The organism is Siminovitchia fordii DSM 16014 = CIP 108821 (assembly GCF_000374565.1).
GTDB classification, from domain to species: Bacteria; Bacillota; Bacilli; order Bacillales; family Bacillaceae_C; genus Siminovitchia; species Siminovitchia fordii.
In genome coordinates, this window is the sequence record NZ_KB894689.1 from 49785 (window position 1) to 68472 (window position 18688).

17 protein-coding genes and 1 riboswitch are annotated in these 18688 nt (G+C 41.6%); of the genes, 14 read left to right on the forward strand and 3 right to left on the reverse strand.

Going from position 1 to position 18688, the window contains the following annotated elements:
• Positions 1–5: 5 nt before the first annotated feature.
• From C509_RS0109015 to cysI, 11 genes are all read left to right on the forward strand, one after another.
• A complete protein-coding gene (locus C509_RS0109015; protein ID WP_018706601.1) occupies positions 6–818 on the forward strand; it encodes a hypothetical protein in 813 nt (270 codons plus the stop codon).
• Positions 819–1178: 360 nt separating this feature from the next.
• Positions 1179–1288, forward strand: a riboswitch (SAM riboswitch).
• A 329-nt stretch (positions 1289–1617) separates the two neighbouring features.
• Positions 1618–3384, forward strand: a complete 1767-nt coding sequence (locus C509_RS0109025; RefSeq protein ID WP_018706603.1) for an SLC13 family permease — start codon at positions 1618–1620, stop codon at positions 3382–3384.
• Positions 3385–3397: 13 nt separating this feature from the next.
• The gene (cysC, locus tag C509_RS0109030; protein WP_018706604.1) at positions 3398–3997 is read left to right on the forward strand and encodes an adenylyl-sulfate kinase; all 600 of its coding nucleotides are present in this window, start codon (positions 3398–3400) and stop codon (positions 3995–3997) included.
• A gap of 85 nt (positions 3998–4082) precedes the next feature.
• Positions 4083–4805, forward strand: coding sequence for a phosphoadenylyl-sulfate reductase (locus tag C509_RS0109035; protein WP_018706605.1), 723 nt, complete (start codon positions 4083–4085; stop codon positions 4803–4805).
• 19 nt (positions 4806–4824) lie between these two features.
• Entirely contained in the window at positions 4825–5970 is a 1146-nt protein-coding gene (gene sat, locus C509_RS0109040) for a sulfate adenylyltransferase (RefSeq protein ID WP_018706606.1), read from the forward strand.
• A gap of 23 nt (positions 5971–5993) precedes the next feature.
• Positions 5994–6764 carry a uroporphyrinogen-III C-methyltransferase gene (gene cobA, locus C509_RS0109045; RefSeq protein ID WP_018706607.1) on the forward strand — a complete coding sequence of 257 codons (771 nt, stop codon included), beginning with the start codon at positions 5994–5996 and terminating at the stop codon, positions 6762–6764.
• Positions 6765–6778: 14 nt separating this feature from the next.
• Positions 6779–7525, forward strand: a complete 747-nt coding sequence (locus C509_RS0109050; RefSeq protein WP_018706608.1) for a sirohydrochlorin chelatase — start codon at positions 6779–6781, stop codon at positions 7523–7525.
• A gap of 3 nt (positions 7526–7528) precedes the next feature.
• Positions 7529–8155: an NAD(P)-binding protein gene (locus tag C509_RS0109055; RefSeq protein ID WP_018706609.1), complete on the forward strand. Its 627-nt coding sequence runs from the start codon at positions 7529–7531 to the stop codon at positions 8153–8155.
• A 62-nt stretch (positions 8156–8217) separates the two neighbouring features.
• Positions 8218–8280 carry a DUF2292 domain-containing protein gene (locus C509_RS27480; RefSeq protein WP_425423160.1) on the forward strand — a complete coding sequence of 21 codons (63 nt, stop codon included), beginning with the start codon at positions 8218–8220 and terminating at the stop codon, positions 8278–8280.
• Positions 8281–8304: 24 nt separating this feature from the next.
• The gene (locus tag C509_RS0109060) at positions 8305–10143 is read left to right on the forward strand and encodes an assimilatory sulfite reductase (NADPH) flavoprotein subunit (RefSeq protein ID WP_018706610.1); all 1839 of its coding nucleotides are present in this window, start codon (positions 8305–8307) and stop codon (positions 10141–10143) included.
• Between the two features lie 218 nt (positions 10144–10361).
• Positions 10362–12086: an assimilatory sulfite reductase (NADPH) hemoprotein subunit gene (gene cysI, locus C509_RS0109065; RefSeq protein ID WP_018706611.1), complete on the forward strand. Its 1725-nt coding sequence runs from the start codon at positions 10362–10364 to the stop codon at positions 12084–12086.
• Between the two features lie 350 nt (positions 12087–12436).
• On the opposite strand, the gene menC is transcribed toward cysI, so the two are convergent.
• The 3 genes from menC to C509_RS26465 all read right to left on the reverse strand — a co-directional run bounded on the left by menC (position 12437) and on the right by C509_RS26465 (position 15191).
• Positions 12437–13579 carry an o-succinylbenzoate synthase gene (menC, locus tag C509_RS0109070; protein ID WP_018706612.1) on the reverse strand — a complete coding sequence of 381 codons (1143 nt, stop codon included), beginning with the start codon at positions 13577–13579 and terminating at the stop codon, positions 12437–12439.
• A 2-nt stretch (positions 13580–13581) separates the two neighbouring features.
• A complete protein-coding gene (locus C509_RS0109075) occupies positions 13582–14718 on the reverse strand; it encodes a M20 peptidase aminoacylase family protein (protein ID WP_018706613.1) in 1137 nt (378 codons plus the stop codon).
• 314 nt (positions 14719–15032) lie between these two features.
• Positions 15033–15191: a hypothetical protein gene (locus C509_RS26465; protein ID WP_018706614.1), complete on the reverse strand. Its 159-nt coding sequence runs from the start codon at positions 15189–15191 to the stop codon at positions 15033–15035.
• 386 nt (positions 15192–15577) lie between these two features.
• Here C509_RS26465 and C509_RS0109085 point away from each other — a divergent pair, with 386 nt between their 5' ends.
• Genes C509_RS0109085 through C509_RS0109095 form a run of 3 tightly spaced genes read left to right on the forward strand, consistent with a single transcriptional unit; the run spans position 15578 to position 18652 of the window.
• Entirely contained in the window at positions 15578–16786 is a 1209-nt protein-coding gene (locus C509_RS0109085; RefSeq protein WP_018706615.1) for an efflux RND transporter periplasmic adaptor subunit, read from the forward strand.
• Complete coding sequence (locus tag C509_RS0109090) at positions 16770–17450, forward strand: ABC transporter ATP-binding protein (RefSeq protein ID WP_018706616.1); 681 nt, start codon at positions 16770–16772, stop codon at positions 17448–17450. Before C509_RS0109085 ends, C509_RS0109090 begins: the two co-directional genes overlap by 17 nt.
• Positions 17447–18652 carry an ABC transporter permease gene (locus C509_RS0109095; RefSeq protein WP_018706617.1) on the forward strand — a complete coding sequence of 402 codons (1206 nt, stop codon included), beginning with the start codon at positions 17447–17449 and terminating at the stop codon, positions 18650–18652. The genes C509_RS0109090 and C509_RS0109095 overlap by 4 nt, the downstream gene beginning before the upstream one ends.
• Positions 18653–18688: the final 36 nt, after the last annotated feature.

The window sequence follows — 18688 nt, forward strand, 5'->3', positions numbered from 1 at the left end:
GCACAATGACATCAACCATTGATATTCGCGTTCTGAACAGTAATGAAGAAATGAGACAAATGTATCAGCTTGAAGAATTCATTTGGCAGGGGGAAGGCGGAATCCCTGTCCACCAGACAATTACGGCCATTCGGAACGGAGGCCTTGCGATTGGTGCATATTGTGATGATCAGCTTGTTGGGTTTAGCTATAGTTTTGCAGGATTCAAGGATGGTAAGGTCTATCTATGTTCACACAATATGGGAATCCATCCCGAATACCGTGACAGAGGGATCGGTGCTTCTTTAAAAAACAGACAAAAGACGGAAGCGGTCCGAATAGGGTACGATATGCTGACATGGACATATGATCCGCTGGAGACACGAAATGGTTATTTGAATCTGTCGAAACTCCGTGCGGTATGCAGTACATATATTGAAAATTGCTACGGAGAATTCGATGACGGACTGAATGCAGGCTTACCGACGGACCGCTTTAAAGTGGAGTGGTGGGTAAAAAGCAGGCATGTGAATGAACAGCTTCAAACTCCTATTGAGGACGATATCTTTTATATCCCATGGAAAGAGGCTGCAAGCGGTCCGACCCTTGATATTAATGGTAAAATCCCTAATGTGAAACAAATAATGGTCCCAGTTCCTGCAGCATTCCAAACAATTAAGCAGGATGATATGGAACTTGCACTGGATTGGAGATTGAAAACCAGAGCTGTATTTCAGGAGCTGTTCCAAAAGGGTTATGCGGCAGTTTCTCTTGAAAGAAGTGAAGAGGGGCCTGTGCATCATTATATGCTTATAAAAAAATCGGAGCTTTTTCTATAGCAAATTCAAATAAACTGGATAAAAAGAAGAATGAAGTGTTGTCCATTCTCATACCTCCCAAAAATAGAAGAGATGTTTCTCTTCCAGCGGGAAATTTCAACTGGGGGCTCGCTTTTCAAAAAGCCAATTGTCTGCTTTTTCTTGTAACTAAACCCATGATATTGAAGTGGGTTATTGAAGGAAAATTTTTAAAAGTAAGAGTTGACAGTTATAAAGTGAGTACGTATAATACTGTATAACTTAACAAAGCGGAATAATCAGTATTGACCGGTTAACCGGAGATACAACCTTTTAAAAGGGATTGTGTCTCCGGTTTTTATTTGCTTTGGACAGTCTTTATTAAATTGCATATGCAGTTTTTTCTTATCAAGAGAGGTTGAGGGAATGGCCCTATGACACCTCAGCAACCACCGTATCAAAGCGGAAAGGTGCTAAATCCTACAAGTTGTACCCAACTTGAAAGATGAGAAGAATCCTGAGCTTTATGGGGTCTTCTCCTTGTGGGAAGTCCTTTTTATTTTGTAAGTAAGGAAGGATTCTTAGCTATTTTTTGGGCGTGGACGCGCAACTCTTGTTGCACGGGACGTATGATGATTTGGGAAGAATGAACCATTTTATAAAAATCGCCTGTGAGGTGATAACAGTTAATTCCCATGCATCACTGCATAAACCCCGGAAGCTTTGGGTTATTTGGATTTGTTGGCACCGGGCAGTGGTTTTTTTCCTTCTTCAAGATCTGGTTTTCATCATTTCTTGTAACTGAAGACTTTATCTGGAGGTGATCATAATCAATCTGGAAATGATCATTGTTTTGGTACTGATTGTGATGATGCTATTGGGGTTGCTTTTAGAAATAGCAAAACCGGGATTAATTATTTTTCTGGTACTTGCGATTTTAATGCTACTTGGAATTATTACACCTGAGGAAGCGCTAAGCGGTTTTTCCAATGAGGGTATGCTGATTGTCGCACTCTTATTTATTGTAGCGGGCGCTGTACAGGAGAGCGGGATGATAGATGGGGTCATTGAGAAGTGGCTTGAGAAAAGCAAGACAGAGCAAGAATCAAAAATACGCTTTTTCGTACCGATCGCCGGATTATCCGCTTTTCTCAATAACACTCCGATCGTCGTTGCATTTACTCCTATCATAAAAAACTGGTGTGAAAAGCGCGGTATTGCACCGTCCAAATTCTTAATTCCATTATCTTATGTGACCATTTTGGGCGGAACGATTACATTGATGGGAACTTCAACGAATATAGTCGTCCATGGTATGCTGCTGGATTATGGCTTTGAAGGTTTTTCTTTATTTACGATCACCGTTGTTGGGGTACCTGTAACGGTTGTAGGAATACTTTACTTATTAACAATTGGAAATAGACTATTGCCGGATCATAAAGGTTTCAGTCAGCGAGTAAAAGAGGATGTCAAAGAGTACATCGCTGAATTGCAAGTGGAGAAATCTTTTCAATATATCAATCATAGTGTTGAAAAAGCTGGATTACGAGATCTGAACGGTTTGTACTTAATTGAAATTATCAGGAGGAATGGCAGGGTCTCTCCTGTGCGAAACTCGACCATTATCCAGGCTGGCGACAGATTAATTTTTACAGGACAGATCTCAACGATAGCCGAATTACAAAATATTGTTGGACTAACATTAGAAACAGGAACAAATGTAGAGCTGGATGATCTGAAAAATGGCAATACATTTTTAGTTGAAGCTGTTGTTTCCCATCACTCTTCTTTATTATCAAAATCCATCAAGCAGTCACAATTTCGTTCCCGTTACGATGCCGGTGTGATTGCTGTTCATAGAAAAAATGAAAAAATACAAAGTAAGGTGGGCGACATTGTTTTAAAACCCGGAGATACACTTTTATTGCTGGCGGGAGAAGATTTTATTCAAAAATATAAACAATCCGATGATTTCTACGTCGTTTCCCGACTGGAAACTCCAAAGCTTTTAAATAAAAACAATTTCCAAGGTTTATGTTCTATTGCCATTCTATTGGTGATGATTATTCTTGTAGCGGTTGGCGTATTGTCAATGCTGAAGGCAATGGCCCTGGCGGTTATTATACTCCTGATATCAGGAATGATTTCCGCAGAGGAGATCAAGGGATATGTACAATTTCATGTTCTGCTTATTATCGCGTGTTCCCTCGGTATAGGCACAGCCATGACAAAAACAGGCCTTGCACAATGGATAGCTGATGCTTTAATGGCAGTATCCGCACCCATCGGATTTATAGCCGTTTTGGTCATTATGTATATACTGACAAATATTTTCACCGAGTTAATTACAAATAGTGCCGCAGCAGCGTTAATGCTGCCGATTGGTCTCGAGGTTGCGGATTCTTTGCATCTAGATCCAATTGGTTTTGCGGTTCTGGTTGCAATTGCCGCTTCAGCAAGTTTTATTACGCCAATAGGTTACCAGACAAACTTAATTGTCTACGGGCCGGGCGGATATAAATTTAAAGATTATATTAAAATAGGAGTCCCTTTAAGTTTTCTTGTAATGATAACATCCATAACTGTTATTTATTTTGTATGGTTTTAGGAGGGTTTTGAAGATGACAAAAGCTACTAATCTAGTGTGGCATGAATCTGAAGTTTCAAAGCAGGATAGACGAGAATTAAAACAGCATAAAAGTGCCGTTCTCTGGTTTACAGGATTATCAGGATCCGGAAAGTCTACTCTATCATCGGCTTTGGAAAAAGAATTATATATCAATGGTGTTCATACGTATAGATTGGATGGAGACAATATTCGGCATGGGCTAAATAAAGATTTGGGATTTAGTCCGGAGGATCGGACGGAAAACATCCGGAGAATAGGTGAGGTATCCAAATTAATGGTAGATGCCGGATTGTTTGTACTAACAGCTTTTATTTCTCCATATCGCAACGACCGCGCGCTTGTCCGTGAGCTTGTAGAAACAGAAGAGTTTATAGAGATTTATGTAAAAGCCAGTCTGGAAACCTGTGAAAAACGCGATCCGAAAGGACTGTACAGAAAAGCGCGTACTGGTGAAATTAAAGGGTTTACAGGGGTTGATGCACCGTATGATGCTCCGCTTCAGCCAGAGGTCACAATCGATACAGATGTGTTGAGCATAGAAGAATCAGTTGAGACAATAGTTGATTATCTTAAGCAAAACGATTATCTATAAAGACCAGAAAAAACGGATCCTTCCAGCATAAAATCATAGTTAATGTATATGTATTATCAAATTAATGTGTAAAGGGGGAAAAGTAATGAAGATAACATATGAATCATGGGCGGACCCCAGTCCTAATTTTATTGTTGATGATGCATACAAGGGTGCTCTGGATGTATTGGAATGGGCTTTTGAAATGTATGAAGAAGAGCTGGTATATGCCTGTAGCTTTGGTGTAGAAGGTGTAGTCCTGATTGATTTAATATCCAGCGTCAACCCGACGGCAAAGATAATATTTCTTGATACAGGGCTGCATTTTCAAGAAACTTATGACTTAATTAGTTCGGTGAAAAAGATGTATCCCTTATTAGATATTGAAATGAAAAATCCAGAAATGACATTGGAAGAACAAGCTGACAAATATGGTGAAAAACTCTGGGAGACACGACCAGACCAATGCTGTCATATTAGGAAGGTATTGCCGCTGCAAGAAACATTGTCTGATGCAACTGCGTGGATTTCGGGATTAAGGCGGGAACAATCGGTAACAAGGCAAAACACGAACTTCATTAATAAAGATGAAAATTTTCGTTCTGTAAAAGTTTGTCCCCTTATTCATTGGACCTGGAAGGACATCTGGGATTACGTTGAAAAACATCAGCTAAAGTACAATCTGCTTCATGACCAAGGCTATCCAAGTATCGGCTGCCAACCCTGTACATTACGAGGGGATATGTCGACAGGTTCCAGGTCCGGGCGTTGGGCAAACAAAGAGAAGACAGAATGTGGTTTGCATCAAAGGACACAAATGAATAAATAGTGATGAGGAGGAGATACAGATGGGACTAAGTCAACCGCATGGAGGGGCATTAGTTAATCGCTGGAATCCAGATTATCAAGGGGAATCCTTTCAAAAAGAGATTGAATTAGATGAAATATCCTTAAGTGATTTAGAACTGATTGGTACAGGTGCCTACAGTCCTTTAACAGGATTTTTAACTGAAGAGGATTATAATTCCGTATTGGAAAATATGAGGTTATCTACAGGAGAGCCATGGACAATTCCAATTACTTTGCCGGTTACAGAGGAAAAGGCACGAATTCTTTCTATAGGGGAGACAGTGAAGCTTGTCAAAGACCACTTGGTTTATGGTGTGTTGGAGATTGCAGATATTTTTACACCAAGCAAGGAAAGAGAGGCAAGGCTTGTATATTTGACAGATGATCTTGAACATCCAGGAGTAAAAAAGCTGTTTGAACGGCCAAATGTGTATGTCGGTGGAAGAATAACTTTGATCCGCCGTACACCGCCCAGCCAATTTTCAGCATATATATTCGACCCTCTTGAGACACGAGAGGAATTCAAAAAATTGGGTTGGAATACTGTTGTCGGTTTTCAAACGAGAAACCCTGTGCATCGGGCGCATGAGTACATTCAAAAATCTGCGTTGGAAATTGTGGATGGACTGTTTTTAAATCCATTGGTCGGTGAAACAAAGCAGGACGATATTCCAGCAGATGTACGATTGAAAAGCTATGAAATTCTATTAAATAAATATTATTCAAAAGATCATGTATTCTTAGGCGTTTTTACAGCGGCCATGAGATATGCAGGGCCCCGAGAGGCTGTTTTTCACGCCATGGTTAGGAAAAATTTCGGGTGTACCCATTTTATTGTTGGACGCGATCATGCGGGGGTGGGAAATTACTACGGGACTTATGATGCCCAAAAGATTTTCAGCAATTTTACGTCAGAGGAACTGGGTATTACTTTATTATTCTTTGAACATAGCTTTTATTGCCATAAGTGCAGCGGCATGGCGACACATAAAACATGTCCGCATGATTCAAAGCATCATGAAATATTATCAGGAACAAAAGTAAGGGAAAAACTTAGAAACGGTGAGTCATTACCGGAAACATTCAGTCGACCGGAAGTGGTCGAGGTATTGATTGCTGGATTGCAAGAAGAAGTAAAAGTATAACCCTAAATAAAGAGGTGGAACATTTGGGAAAGGTTTATATAGTAGGAGCGGGTCCCGGTGATGTGGACCTAATAACAGTAAAAGGCTTGAAATGTATTCAATCAGCGGATGTGATCCTGTACGACCGTTTAATTAATAAGGAACTGCTGCACTATGCGAAAACAGGGGCAGAATTGATTTTCTGCGGTAAAATGCCAGGTTTTCATCAAAATAAACAAGAAATCATTCATGATTTATTAATAAAGTACGCCCAAAAAGGAAAAGTCATTACGAGGCTAAAAGGAGGAGATCCCTTCGTATTTGGGAGAGGAGCCGAAGAAGCACAAGTACTCGCGGCAAATGGCATACCATTTGAAATTGTTCCGGGTATTACATCAGGCATAGCCGCTCCTGCTTATGCAGGAATTCCTGTGACACATCGGGAGCTGGGCTCAAGTTTTGCGATTGTGACTGGTCATGTGAAAGCAGGGAAAGATGATTCCATTCAATGGAAAAATTTATCTGAAGGTGTAGATACACTAGCCATATATATGGGAGTCGGGAATCTGCCTTATATTTGTGAGCAGCTTACGAAATATGGAAAGTCGAGCGATACTCCGGTCGCTCTGGTTTATTGGGGTACCACAAAAGAGCAGCGTACGGTTACAGGAACCCTTGCAACGATTGTTGACGTTGCCAAGGCCGCCAGAATTCAAAATCCCAGTATGATTATCGTCGGTGAAGTTGTTACATTGCGTAATGAAATCCAATGGTTTGAACAAACTCAGGAGTATCGTCATATGACGGTAATTTGAACAGGTGGTCTCTTATGCAGGCAGTCTTATATGTAGCACATGGGAGCCGGTTAAAAGCAGGTGTTGCAGAAGCGATTGAGTTTATTGAAAAGGTCAAATTCAATGTCGATGCCCCTATCCAAGAAATTTGTTTTTTGGAGCTTGCTGAGCCCGGTATCTCAGAAGGTATATCAAAGTGTGTAGAACGGGGAGCTTCACACATTGCCATTATTCCTATTTTGTTGTTAACTGCAGTTCACGCTAAGAAAGATATTCCTGAAAAAATTGAAGTGGGAAAGCAGATATATCCCCATGTCCGATTTACATACGGTACAACAATTGGAGTTCACCCAAAAATAATTGAAAGCCTGTATGACCGTATAATCGAAAAAAAGACAGCGTTAGATGCAGATGCCGTTGTTTTACTAGTTGGACGGGGCAGCAGCGACCCTTTAGTCAAGCAGGATTTAACCCGAATTGGAAACCTATTAAAAAAGAATTACAGCTTTCAACAAGTTGAAGTTTCCTTTCTCTACGGGGCAAGTCCTCATGTTGATGAGGCCCTCAACCTATTATTGAACTCTGCAAAGAAGCAAATATTTGTGATTCCATACTTATTATTTTCTGGTCTGTTAAAGAATGGGGTGGAAAAAAAGATAAAGAGACTGTCTGATCCAAACCATTCCATTATTCTGTGTGACAGTATAGGGGATCATCCGAATATTCAAGAGGTCATTGCAGAACGTGTTAAAGAAGCAATCGAAACGGAAAGAGTGGGTTGAGGCATGGAAGCATATCCTGTCATGCTTAATTTACACGGAAAGAAAGCTTTGATAGTCGGTGGAGGGAAAATAGCCTATAGGAAAGCAATAGGACTTTTAAAAGCAGGCGCAGAGATCACGATGATCAGCCCCGATATTTATTCCGAGTTTCATATTTTATTGGAAAAAGGCCAAATTAGGTGGAAACAGAAGGAGTTTGAGGAGAGTGACTTAAGGGACGCCTTGATTGTGATTGCAGCAACCAATAAAAAATCAATTAATAGGGAAATAGCCCAGCTCGCTTCTGACCATCAGCTGATAAATGTTGTGGATGACTCAAGAATCAGTAATTTTCACGTCCCTGCAAAAATCACCAGGGGTAAACTGACGATTGCCGTAGGAACAGAGGGGGCCAGTCCGATATTGGCAAAAAACATCCGGGATGAACTTGCGGGTGTTTATGATGAATCCTATCGTGACTATCTTCATTTTCTTGAAGATGCTAGAAAACTAGTTTATTCCAAAGAGAAAAACACGCTAATGAGAACGCAATTATTAACAGAAATAGCAGAAAGAGATTATCAGAATGCAGGGAATCAACGAAAATTTTTTGAAAGGATGAAGTCTAACAATGAGGGAAAGGAAGTATAAACATGAAGCTGCTCTAACGAAAGTGAAATCATTGCTAGATAATACAATTCGGTTCCATCACTTTGATTATACAAGATAGCCAAGTAATCCAAATTGACAAAAATGAAAAAATCAGATTGAAATAATTTTTCCATGAGAGGTGAAAATGATTGCAACTGCAAGTCATGAATAGTCCGTTTACTGAAAAACAGGCGGAACTTTTGAACCGTGTCCTTCCATCTTTATCGGAAAGTCAACAATTATGGCTGAGTGGCTATTTAAGTGGCTATCACAATCGAGCATCAGTATCAGCCACTGGCCTGCAAAATCCCTCTGCAACTGCTTTGCAGAAATCTGGAACGGTACAGGCCACCAAAGAATTAACAATTCTATTTGGTTCTCAAACAGGTAATTCGCAAGGGTTGGCTGAAGAAATATCAGAAAAGCTGAAAAATATGGAATACCAAGTCACATTGACACCCATGAATGAGTTCAAAGTGAAAGATTTGAAGAAGCTCACCCTTTTATTGATTATTGTCAGTACACATGGTGAAGGAGACCCGCCAGATACTGCTCTGCCTTTCTATGAGTTCCTTCAGAGTCATCGGGCTCCAAAATTAAATGATTTACACTTCTCCGTGCTTGCTTTGGGTGATAGCTCCTATGAGTTTTTCTGCCAGACTGGAAAGCAATTGGATGAACGATTAGAGGAGCTGGGGGCTAAACGTTTAAGTCCCCGAGTCGACTGTGACTTGGATTATGATGAACCAGCGGCGCAATGGTTTGAAGATGTCGCGCAAAGCCTGAAAAAATTGGTTGAGGCTGCATCAGGCGAATCGGCCGGTGAAGGGGCATTTGTATCGGCGGTGCCAAGCTCCACTCCAGAGCAGCTAAAATATTCAAGAACCAATCCTTTTCGTGCGGAAATATTAGAGAATATCAATTTGAATGGCCGTGGCTCTAATAAAGAAACCCGCCATTTAGAATTATCTCTGGAAGGCTCTAATTTTCAGTTCGAACCCGGGGACAGTATTGGGATATATCCAGAAAATGATGAAGAACTGGTTCATCTGATCATAAAGGAACTCCAGCTTGATCCAAATGAATCTGTGCCAATCAATAATCAAGGTGAGGTCCGTTCTTTATTAGAAGCCTTAAAGAACCATTACGAGATTACGGTTCTATCCAAACCATTATTAGAAAAAGCTTCTAAATTTAATGAAAAACTACAAGCATTTATTGAATCAGAAGAAGATGTCAGAGATTACTTAAAAGGGAGAGACTTATTGGATTTAGCCCGTGATTTCTCTTCCTGGAACATCTCAGCTGTAGAACTGGTTGGAATACTGCGTAAAATGCCTGCGCGCCTATACTCCATAGCGAGCAGTTATCAATCCAATCCAGATGAAGTCCATTTGACAATAGGGACTGTCCGCTATGAAGCGAATGGGAGAAAGAGGAACGGCGTTTGCTCTGTACATTGTGCAGAGAAGGGGAAACATGGCGAGTTTTTATCAATATATGTACAAAAAAATCCTAATTTCCGGCTCCCTTCGGATCCGGATACTCCGATTATCATGATTGGTCCAGGTACTGGTGTTGCACCATTTAGGTCTTTCCTTGAAGAAAGGGAGGAAATTGAAGCAAAAGGGAAGTCGTGGCTTTTCTTCGGAGATCAGCATTTTGTTACAGACTTTCTTTATCAGGTTGAATGGCAAAGATGGCTTAAAAATGGCGTGTTAACCAATATGGATGTCGCCTTTTCACGGGATACGGAGAAAAAAGTGTATGTTCAACACCGTATGCTTGAAAAGAGCCGTGAAATATATAATTGGCTTGAAGAAGGAGCCCATGTTTATGTTTGTGGAGATGAAAAAAATATGGCAAAGGATGTAAACTCGACATTGCTTGAGATTCTTGAAAAAGAAGGCGGCATGAGCTCTGAAGCAGCATCAGCTTATCTAGCGGATATGCAGCAAGAAAAACGTTATCAAAGAGATGTGTATTAATTTAACTTCGTTCAGCAGAAATCTCCCACTTCTGTAAGGGGTGAGATGAAAAGATATTGGTATTCCATCAGTGGGGTCAAAACCCGGCTGAATAAAGCTAAAGTCTCCGGCGGATGCCCTATATTTTCAGAGGAAATTTATTGCGCAGAACTCGATAAAATCAGGACAGAAATACGCCAAGGCGCATTCGATAAAAGTGAAGGGAGAGCGGATTCATTATGTCAAAAACAAAGCTTGTCCCATCTAAGGATGGTCCACCAAGTGATGTTGAGAAAATCAAAATAGAAAGCAATTATTTGCGCGGCACAATAGCTGAAACCATTGCAGCCCCGCTAACTGCAGGTATACCGGATGAAGATAATCGATTGATGAAGTTTCATGGCAGTTACATGCAGGATGATCGGGATGTGCGCAATGAGCGGCAAAAGCAAAAGTTGGAACCTGCTTATCAATTTATGGTTAGAGTGAGGGCTCCCGGTGGTGTCGTCACTTCAGATCAGTATATAAGCATGCATCATATTGCCAAAAAGTATGGAAATGGAACCTTGCGGTTAACAACAAGGCAAGCATTTCAAATGCATGGTATTTTAAAATGGAACATGAAGAAAAGTATAAGGGAAATTAACGATTCACTATTGGATACATTCGCTGCTTGTGGGGATGTGAATCGAAATGTAATGTGTAATCCAAATCCATATCAATCAGATGTACATGGAGAGGTATATGAATGGGCTAAAAAAATAAGTGAACACCTTACGCCAAAAACCCGCGCTTATCATGAAATTTGGCTGGATGGTGAAAAGGTGGCGAGCGATTCTCAAAGTGATAAAGAGACTGAACCTATTTATGGGCCTGTTTACTTGCCGCGAAAATTTAAAATCGGGGTTGCGGTGCCTCCTTCCAACGATGTAGATGTATTTTCACAAGACTTGGGTTTTATTGCCATTTTGCAGGATGGACAATTACAAGGTTTTAATGTCGTTGCAGGCGGGGGAATGGGCATGACCCATGGGGACACAAGCACTTACCCTCAATTGGGCCGGGTTATCGGTTTTTGCTTACCGAACCAGGTAGTGGACGTGGCTGAGAAAATCGTTACCATACAAAGGGATTATGGAAATCGGTCTGTAAGAAAAAATGCCCGTTTTAAGTATACAATAGATGCCAGAGGTTTAGAGTGGCTGACTGATGAGCTTAATGAGCGCCTCGGTTGGGAGCTTCAGCCTGCCCGCTCATTTGAATTTGCACATAATGGAGACAGGTATGGTTGGGTAAAGGGTACTAACAACAAATGGCATTTTACATTATTTATTGAAAACGGAAGAATTAAGGACCGTGATAACTATAAACTGATGACTGGTCTTTTGGAAATAGCCAAAATCCATAAAGGGGATTTTAGACTGACAGCCAACCAAAATTTGTTGATCGGCAATATAGCGGAAAAGGACAAAGCTCAAGTCGAAGAGTTAATCAAGAAGTATGGATTAACAGATGGGAAACAGTACTCCGCATTGCGGAGAAATGCCATGGCCTGTGTTGCACTTCCGACATGCGGACTTGCCATGGCTGAATCGGAACGTTATTTGCCTTCTTTGCTAGATAAAATCGAAGAAATTTTAGATGAAGCCGGCCTTAGGGAAGAAGAAATTGTCATCCGTATGTCTGGATGTCCTAATGGCTGTTCGCGTGCAGCTCTTGGGGAAATTGGCTTCATTGGAAAAGCACCTGGAAAGTATAATTTTTACCTGGGGGCTGGATTCTCAGGAAATCGACTAAACAAGCTTTATCGCGAAAATATAGGAGAAAAAGAAATTCTGGAAGAACTGAGGCCCATTATCCATCACTATGCAAAAGAACGTGATGAGCGGGAACATTTCGGAGATTTCGTGATTCGCGCAGGTTATGTAAAGCAAGTTCATTCCGGATTGGATTTTCATGATTGATGTAAGGAAATGATAACAGATTTTATCTTTTATATTTGGAGACCATCAACGTTCTACTTTCATTTCATGACGGGACTGAATAACAAACGATTTAGAAAATCTACCTGTCTTAAAAGTTTGACAGGATTATAGACTAGTTAAAAAAGCATTAGTAATCTGTCCCTATTTTGAGTTAAGGAGGGGTTAACTGTTTCTTTCGTGGGTGATCTGTAGGATGAGAAGGGGTGTCACCATTAAGTAATTAACAGGCGCCGTCGGCGCAAGGACCAAGTCAAATTGCTGAGGCCTCCTTGCAATTCGACTTGTTCTTGTTGCTTAAGGCTTTACGCCGTGCGCCTTTTTTCTTATTTTCAAGGAATCGGATGCGGCGTCTCAGCTGTAGTAATTCTCTCTTTTTCTATCGTGAGCTGTTCCAATTTCTTCCGATTAACCTCAAAGCCGATTCCAGGACCTGACTGAACTTGAATGATTCCTAGATCCATTGTTACTTCAGGCTCGATGATATCTTCGTCCCAATAGTGGGAAGATGGTGCCGTATCTCCAGGAATCGTGAAATTGGAAAGGGATGTCAGGGCAATGTTATGAGCGCGCCCGATTCCGGTTTCAAGCATTCCGCCGCACCAGACTGGAACTCCATTATCCCTGCAAAGGTTGTGAATTCGGATAGCTTCTCCAAGTCCCCCGACCCGGCCGATTTTTATATTGATAATTCTGCAGCTGCCTAATTGCAAGGCTTTACGTGCATCCTCCAGGCTGTGGATGCTTTCATCCAAACAGATCGGCGTCTGTATTTCCCTTTGCAAAGTGGCATGGTCAATAATGTCGTCATGAGCAAGCGGCTGTTCGATCATCATGAGGTTGTATTGATCAAGCTTCTTCAAATGCTCAATGTCATTCAATGTATACGCTGAGTTGGCGTCTGCCATTAATGGGGCGTCAGGAAATGCTTTGCGTACGGCCTCAATATAGTCCAGGTCAGCGCCGGGAGCAATCTTCACTTTGATTTTTCGGAATCCTTCCTTCACATATTCGCCGACTTTCTCGACAAGCTTTTCCGGAGATTCTTGGATACCGATACTTTTCCCTACTTCTATCTCCGTTTTCATACCGCCGATCAATTCGGAAAGCGGCAAGTTATTCTTCTTTGCAAATACATCCCAAATTGCAGTTTCAATCGCTGATTTTGCAATCTGATTTCTTCGGACAAATGTGAGCATGTCATGGACATCCAGCGGATGATTAAAGGTTTTGTGGATGATTCTTGGAATAAGAAAATCCTTTAACATATAAACCGCTGTATGTGTAGTTTCCTCGTTATAATAAGGCTCGTCGCTTGTTGTCGTTTCTCCCCATCCGGAGATGCCTGACTCATCAATAGCCTCTACTAAGCAGACATGCTTTTCCTGAAACGTGCCAAAACTCGTTGTAAAAGGTGCAATTAGCCTCATCTTTACAGTGTGGAGGACAACTTCTTTAATTTTAACTGGTTTCAATGCTAGTTCTCTCCTTTTTTTGCCAACACTTGTACGATCTCTGCAATAATGTCAATTCCATTGAACAGAGCTTCGCGGTTGAAAGTCATGTGCGGATGGTGCAGTCCTGGCTTCAAATCGCATCCGAGTCCGATCATCGTTGCTTTCAGTTCCGGCTTTTTAATGGTGTAAAAATGGAAATCATCTCCACCAGGTGTCATGAGTGGTTCCATTGTTTTTTCAGTGCCCAAAATATTGGAAATGGCCTGTCTGGTAATTTCCTTTGCTTCTGAGGCCACTTCGGCCGCTGGAATTCCATAGTCGTCCGTGATTTTTATTTTAGATTGAAAAAGCTGTTCAGTTGCTTCTAAAGTCTCATATACTTTTTCTTTCAGCATCTTCATGTGCTGATTTGTTTGTGCCCTCAAATCAAATGCCAATGATGCTTGCCCCGGGATAATATTGGTGCTTTTTCCACCAGCATGGAACTTTGTGACTTTTACTGAGTGTGGAACGGTCGGATCCAAGTGGATGGCGTTAATGGCATTCACAATATGCGCTCCAACTTCAATTGCATTGCTTGTTAGATGTGGTCTGGCTCCATGGGCGTCATCCCCGATGATGTCACATTCGATTGAACTGGCTGCTCCATGAATAATCGCCGGAGTCGCATATCCGTCCGGTGCCTCCTGGACAGGTCGCAAATGGATACCGAATAAGTAATCAACGTCATCAACTGCACCTTTTTCAACCATCTTCAATGCACCGTCCCCAACCTCTTCAGCCGGCTGAAAAATGAAGCGGACTGTCAACCGATCTTTGATGGAAGGGTCTTTCGCAAGCTTCCACAGTGCACCGAGCACCATTGTCATGTGAGCGTCGTGGCCGCATGAATGATTAGCTTGGAACTTTCCGTCAACCTCCTGCCACAAGGCGTCCATATCAGCGCGGATGGCTACAACCGGATTTCCGTTTTCAGGATCGCCAAAATCAGCAATTGCCCCCGTGCAATCATTGAATGTACGGACTTTGCAGCCTGCTTTTTCTAGCTGTTCCTTAATAAACTGATTAGTGTTTACTTCCTCCCAACTAAGCTCGGGATGAGCGTGAAGATAATTAAACGTCTCATAAACTTGTTGCCTAAATTGTTCGTCATGCATACCTGGTAATTTCCTTTCCCGATAAACGTATTAGTGTGAGAACAGTCCAAAATCGCCTTTTAAAAAAACGCACAAATATAATTTGTGCTACAGTATATGAAATACGGGCATGTAAGTGGCCCTTGATTCAATACCACTTGGTGAAAAGGCGAGTTCTCATCACCCCTTCAAAAGCAGTTAGCCGTGTTTCACGAAAAAATGTGTCAAATTGAATAGTCTATTATAAATTATAGGCTCTTAGAAAAGGGGAATCAACTGGTTGTAATTTTATAGATGGCAGGAGTATGATTGTGGGGCAATAAAGAAAACGGGTTTTAAGAAGGCCGTTGATGGTAACTTTTATTGAGTGCATGGGCAAGCACCATAACATCTTCCATGATATCCGCCTTTTTATTCCATGGAGAGCGTTCATAGTCATCGAGTAAACGACGCATCTCTCTTAAGAATAGTAGTTTTTCATCTTTAATGGACATAAGGTGCCTCCCAATTAACGAGTTTATGGAAAATAGAAAAGCACAAGGTAGCAATGAACAGTTGGTTTAGTGCAGATTCACCTTATCATGTCTTTCCTTAAATATATATTCTTTTTTTAACCCATATTTCAGTTTTTAAACATTTTGTAATATTATTGTTATATGTTCTTAATATTTCTTTTTGTAGTATTTTCATTTTCTTGCATCGTCTAATAGAATGGAGGGGTTTTATAGGATAAATAGATAGATTCCGAAAACTTGAATCTTTATGTTGTGTATGATCGTTATTATTGTTGTCGTTTTTTGCGTAATTCCTTGTGCAAATGTAAACATATAGAAATGTAGTTGCAAAGGGATGACGCCATCATTTACTAGGGGGAAATATTGTGAAAAAGAAAGGCTGGATTTGGGCCGCATCTATTGTTGGGATATTGGTATTGGCGGCTGTGGTCACATTTGTAATCAGGACTCAAGCTGGAAAAATGGCAGTAGCCGATGTTGAAGAGCCTGTGACTGTTCAGAAAGTGTCTGAAGAGGAACTGAGCGAAACTATTTTGGTAACCGGAAAGATTGTTCCGGAGGATGAGCAAAAAGTATTTTTGGATGCGGAAAAAGGAGAGGTAACGGAGTTCAAAGTAAAGGAAAACCAAAAGGTGAAGGCCGGAGACCCTCTGTTTGTCTATGATTCTTCCAAATTGCAATCAGAGTATAATAAAGCTGTCAGAGAAAGGGATTTGGTGAACAAACGCTCCCAAACGGAAATTAACCAGATAGCTGAATTGAACAAGCGGATTGCGAATGCGAAAAAAAATCCGGCTCCATCTGGGGATGGTGAGGATGACGAAGCTGCAACAGAAGATGCGAATTCTTTGACGAGCGAAAAGCTTGAAATGGAAACCCAGCATGAAAGTACAAAATCAGAAATTGAATCCGCTCAGGAGCAGATCAACGATTTGACTGAACAGATCAAAGAGATGACAGTCACGAGCAAGATTGATGGAATTGTTGTGAAAGTGGACCGAAATGCTGTGAGTACTGAGGGAGCGGAAACAAACCCTGCTGTACATATCATTTCAAGCCAGCCATTCAAGGTTATCGGTACAATGAGTGAGTTTGACGCGGTAAAAATCAAGGAAAAGCAGAAAGTCATCATACGTCCAAAAGTTTATAAGGATAAAGAATGGAAAGGTGCCATCGAATCTGTTTCCCAATTTCCGAATGAGGAAGGCGGAGATGAGGAATTTGTTGACGGCGGTGGAGGAGGTGGCGTCACTATGTATCCATTCAAGGTCGCCATCACGGATGATACGTCTGAACTTCGCCAAGGTTTCCATGTTTCATTGGAAATTAAAATAGACGGAGATGGCAAAAAGATAGCCATCCCTCATGCCGCCATTTTAGAGGAAGGCGATAGCAATACGGTTTTTGTACTGAAAGATGGAAAATTGGAAATGCGCGAAATTGAGACCGGGACATCCAATGACGAATTTATCGAAGTCAAAAATGGATTGGAAAAAGACGAGCTTGTCGTTATCGCTCCTCATGAAGACATGCATGATGGAATGGAAGTGACCACCTTTGATGAAATTGAGTGAGATTACGAAAGTTTATGGAAACGGGTCACTCCAGGTTCCGGTGTTGCATGGAATTGATTTAAACGTTGAAGATGGTGAATTTATCGCGATTATGGGTCCTTCGGGATCCGGAAAATCAACACTGATGAATATTATCGGTTTTTTGGATTACCCCACAGCAGGTACATTTGAGCTGAATGGAGAAAATATTAGCTCTGCGAAAGAGAAGCAACTGGCAAATCTGCGAAATAAGCATATCGGGTTTGTATTCCAGCAATTCTTTTTGTTGCCTAGACTGAATGCGGCGAAAAATGTGGAAGCCCCGTTAATATATGCAGGTGTTCCAAAACGGGAAAGGACTGAAAGGGCCAAGCAAATGCTGGAAAAGGTTGGATTAGGGGACCGCGTGAAACATTTGCCCAACCAGCTTTCGGGAGGACAGAAGCAAAGGGTGGCCATTGCGCGCGCCCTTGTGAACAACCCAACCCTGATTTTAGCTGATGAGCCAACGGGTGCACTTGATTCAAAAACGAGTGCACAGATCATGGAGTTGCTTGTTCAGTTGAATAAGGAAGGTAAAACTGTCATCATTGTTACCCACGAAGAGGAAATCGCAGCATACACAGATAGAATCATAACCTTAAAGGATGGAAAAATCATTGATGACCGGAGGACAAGGCCATGAATTTGTGGGAGAGCTTCAAAGTAGCCCTGTCGTCCATTTGGAATCATAAAGTCCGGTCCATTTTGACAATGCTTGGAATTATTATTGGAGTGGCAGCGGTCATAGTCATTGTAGCAATTGGACAGGGTGCGAAAAAGCAAATGACGGATGAGTTGTTCAGTACTGATAAAAATGTGGTCGAGCTTTATTACGAACAGACACAAACGGAAGACGAGATGGAGACATTCTGGGAAGAGCCTGAATTGACCTCAATGGATTTGGAGTTTTTGGGCGAAGTACCGGGAGTGAAATCTGTACTAGCTACCAATCAAGGATTCGGTACAGCCATGATCAACGACAAACAGGCTGAAATGGACATCACTGGTGTGGACGGAGAATTTTTTACTGCCCGAAATATCCAGACAGTGGAAGGCCGTCCGTTGAATGACAAGGATAATGATGGTTTAAACCGGGTCGTAATGATTGATATGGTTGCCAGGGACAAGTTTTTCAAAGACACGGATGACGTTATCGGGGAAATTATGGATTTAAACGGAAATCCCTATAAAATTGTGGGGGTTTATGAATCTCCGATACCCGAGCAATTCCGCTGGTCTGAAAACGGGGAAATGGTCATGCCAAGATCAGTTATCTCTATGATGTTCGGCAACAGGGAAATTGAAAGTTTGGCCGTTATTGCAGATGATCCGGAACGGATTTCCGAGATCGGGATGGAGGCAGCAAACGCCCTGACAGAGCAAAAGAAGCTTGAAGACGGAGCGTATACCACTCATGATTTTTCTGAATATGAACAGGAAGTCGAAACAGTCATTACGATGATGACGCTATTCATTGGCAGTATTGCTGCCATTTCCCTATTGGTCGGCGGAATCGGGGTCATGAACATCATGCTCGTATCTGTCACGGAGAGAACAAGGGAAATTGGTCTCCGAAAGGCTCTTGGAGCCACCAGAGGAAAAATACTGCTTCAATTTCTTATTGAATCAGTCACACTGACCTCATTGGGCGGATTGATTGGAATCGGTCTGGCAGCATTAGGAGCGATGCTCATCACGATATTTGCGCCGATCACCGCTCCAATCAGCCCTGTGGTTGTGTTGATTGGAGTTGGTTTCTCAGCATTTATCGGGATCATCTTTGGAATTCTTCCGGCAAATAAGGCGTCCAAGCTCAGCCCGATTGATGCGTTAAGATATGAGTAGAGTAGTCCGTATTTCCGGTATAAATAAAGGTAGAGC

Excerpts from the sequence above, each read along its gene's own strand:
- C509_RS0109015 (WP_018706601.1), top strand. The coding sequence starts at position 6 with ATGACATCAACCATTGATATTCGCGTTCTGAACAGTAATGAAGAAATG.
- C509_RS0109025 (WP_018706603.1), top strand. The coding sequence starts at position 1,618 with ATGATCATTGTTTTGGTACTGATTGTGATGATGCTATTGGGGTTGCTT.
- cysC (WP_018706604.1), top strand. The coding sequence starts at position 3,398 with ATGACAAAAGCTACTAATCTAGTGTGGCATGAATCTGAAGTTTCAAAG.
- C509_RS0109035 (WP_018706605.1), top strand. The coding sequence starts at position 4,083 with ATGAAGATAACATATGAATCATGGGCGGACCCCAGTCCTAATTTTATT.
- sat (WP_018706606.1), top strand. The coding sequence starts at position 4,825 with ATGGGACTAAGTCAACCGCATGGAGGGGCATTAGTTAATCGCTGGAAT.
- C509_RS0109050 (WP_018706608.1), top strand. The coding sequence starts at position 6,779 with ATGCAGGCAGTCTTATATGTAGCACATGGGAGCCGGTTAAAAGCAGGT.
- C509_RS0109055 (WP_018706609.1), top strand. The coding sequence starts at position 7,529 with ATGGAAGCATATCCTGTCATGCTTAATTTACACGGAAAGAAAGCTTTG.
- cysI (WP_018706611.1), top strand. The coding sequence starts at position 10,362 with ATGTCAAAAACAAAGCTTGTCCCATCTAAGGATGGTCCACCAAGTGAT.
- C509_RS0109075 (WP_018706613.1), bottom strand. The coding sequence starts at position 14,718 with ATGCATGACGAACAATTTAGGCAACAAGTTTATGAGACGTTTAATTAT.
- C509_RS26465 (WP_018706614.1), bottom strand. The coding sequence starts at position 15,191 with ATGTCCATTAAAGATGAAAAACTACTATTCTTAAGAGAGATGCGTCGT.
- C509_RS0109095 (WP_018706617.1), top strand. The coding sequence starts at position 17,447 with ATGAATTTGTGGGAGAGCTTCAAAGTAGCCCTGTCGTCCATTTGGAAT.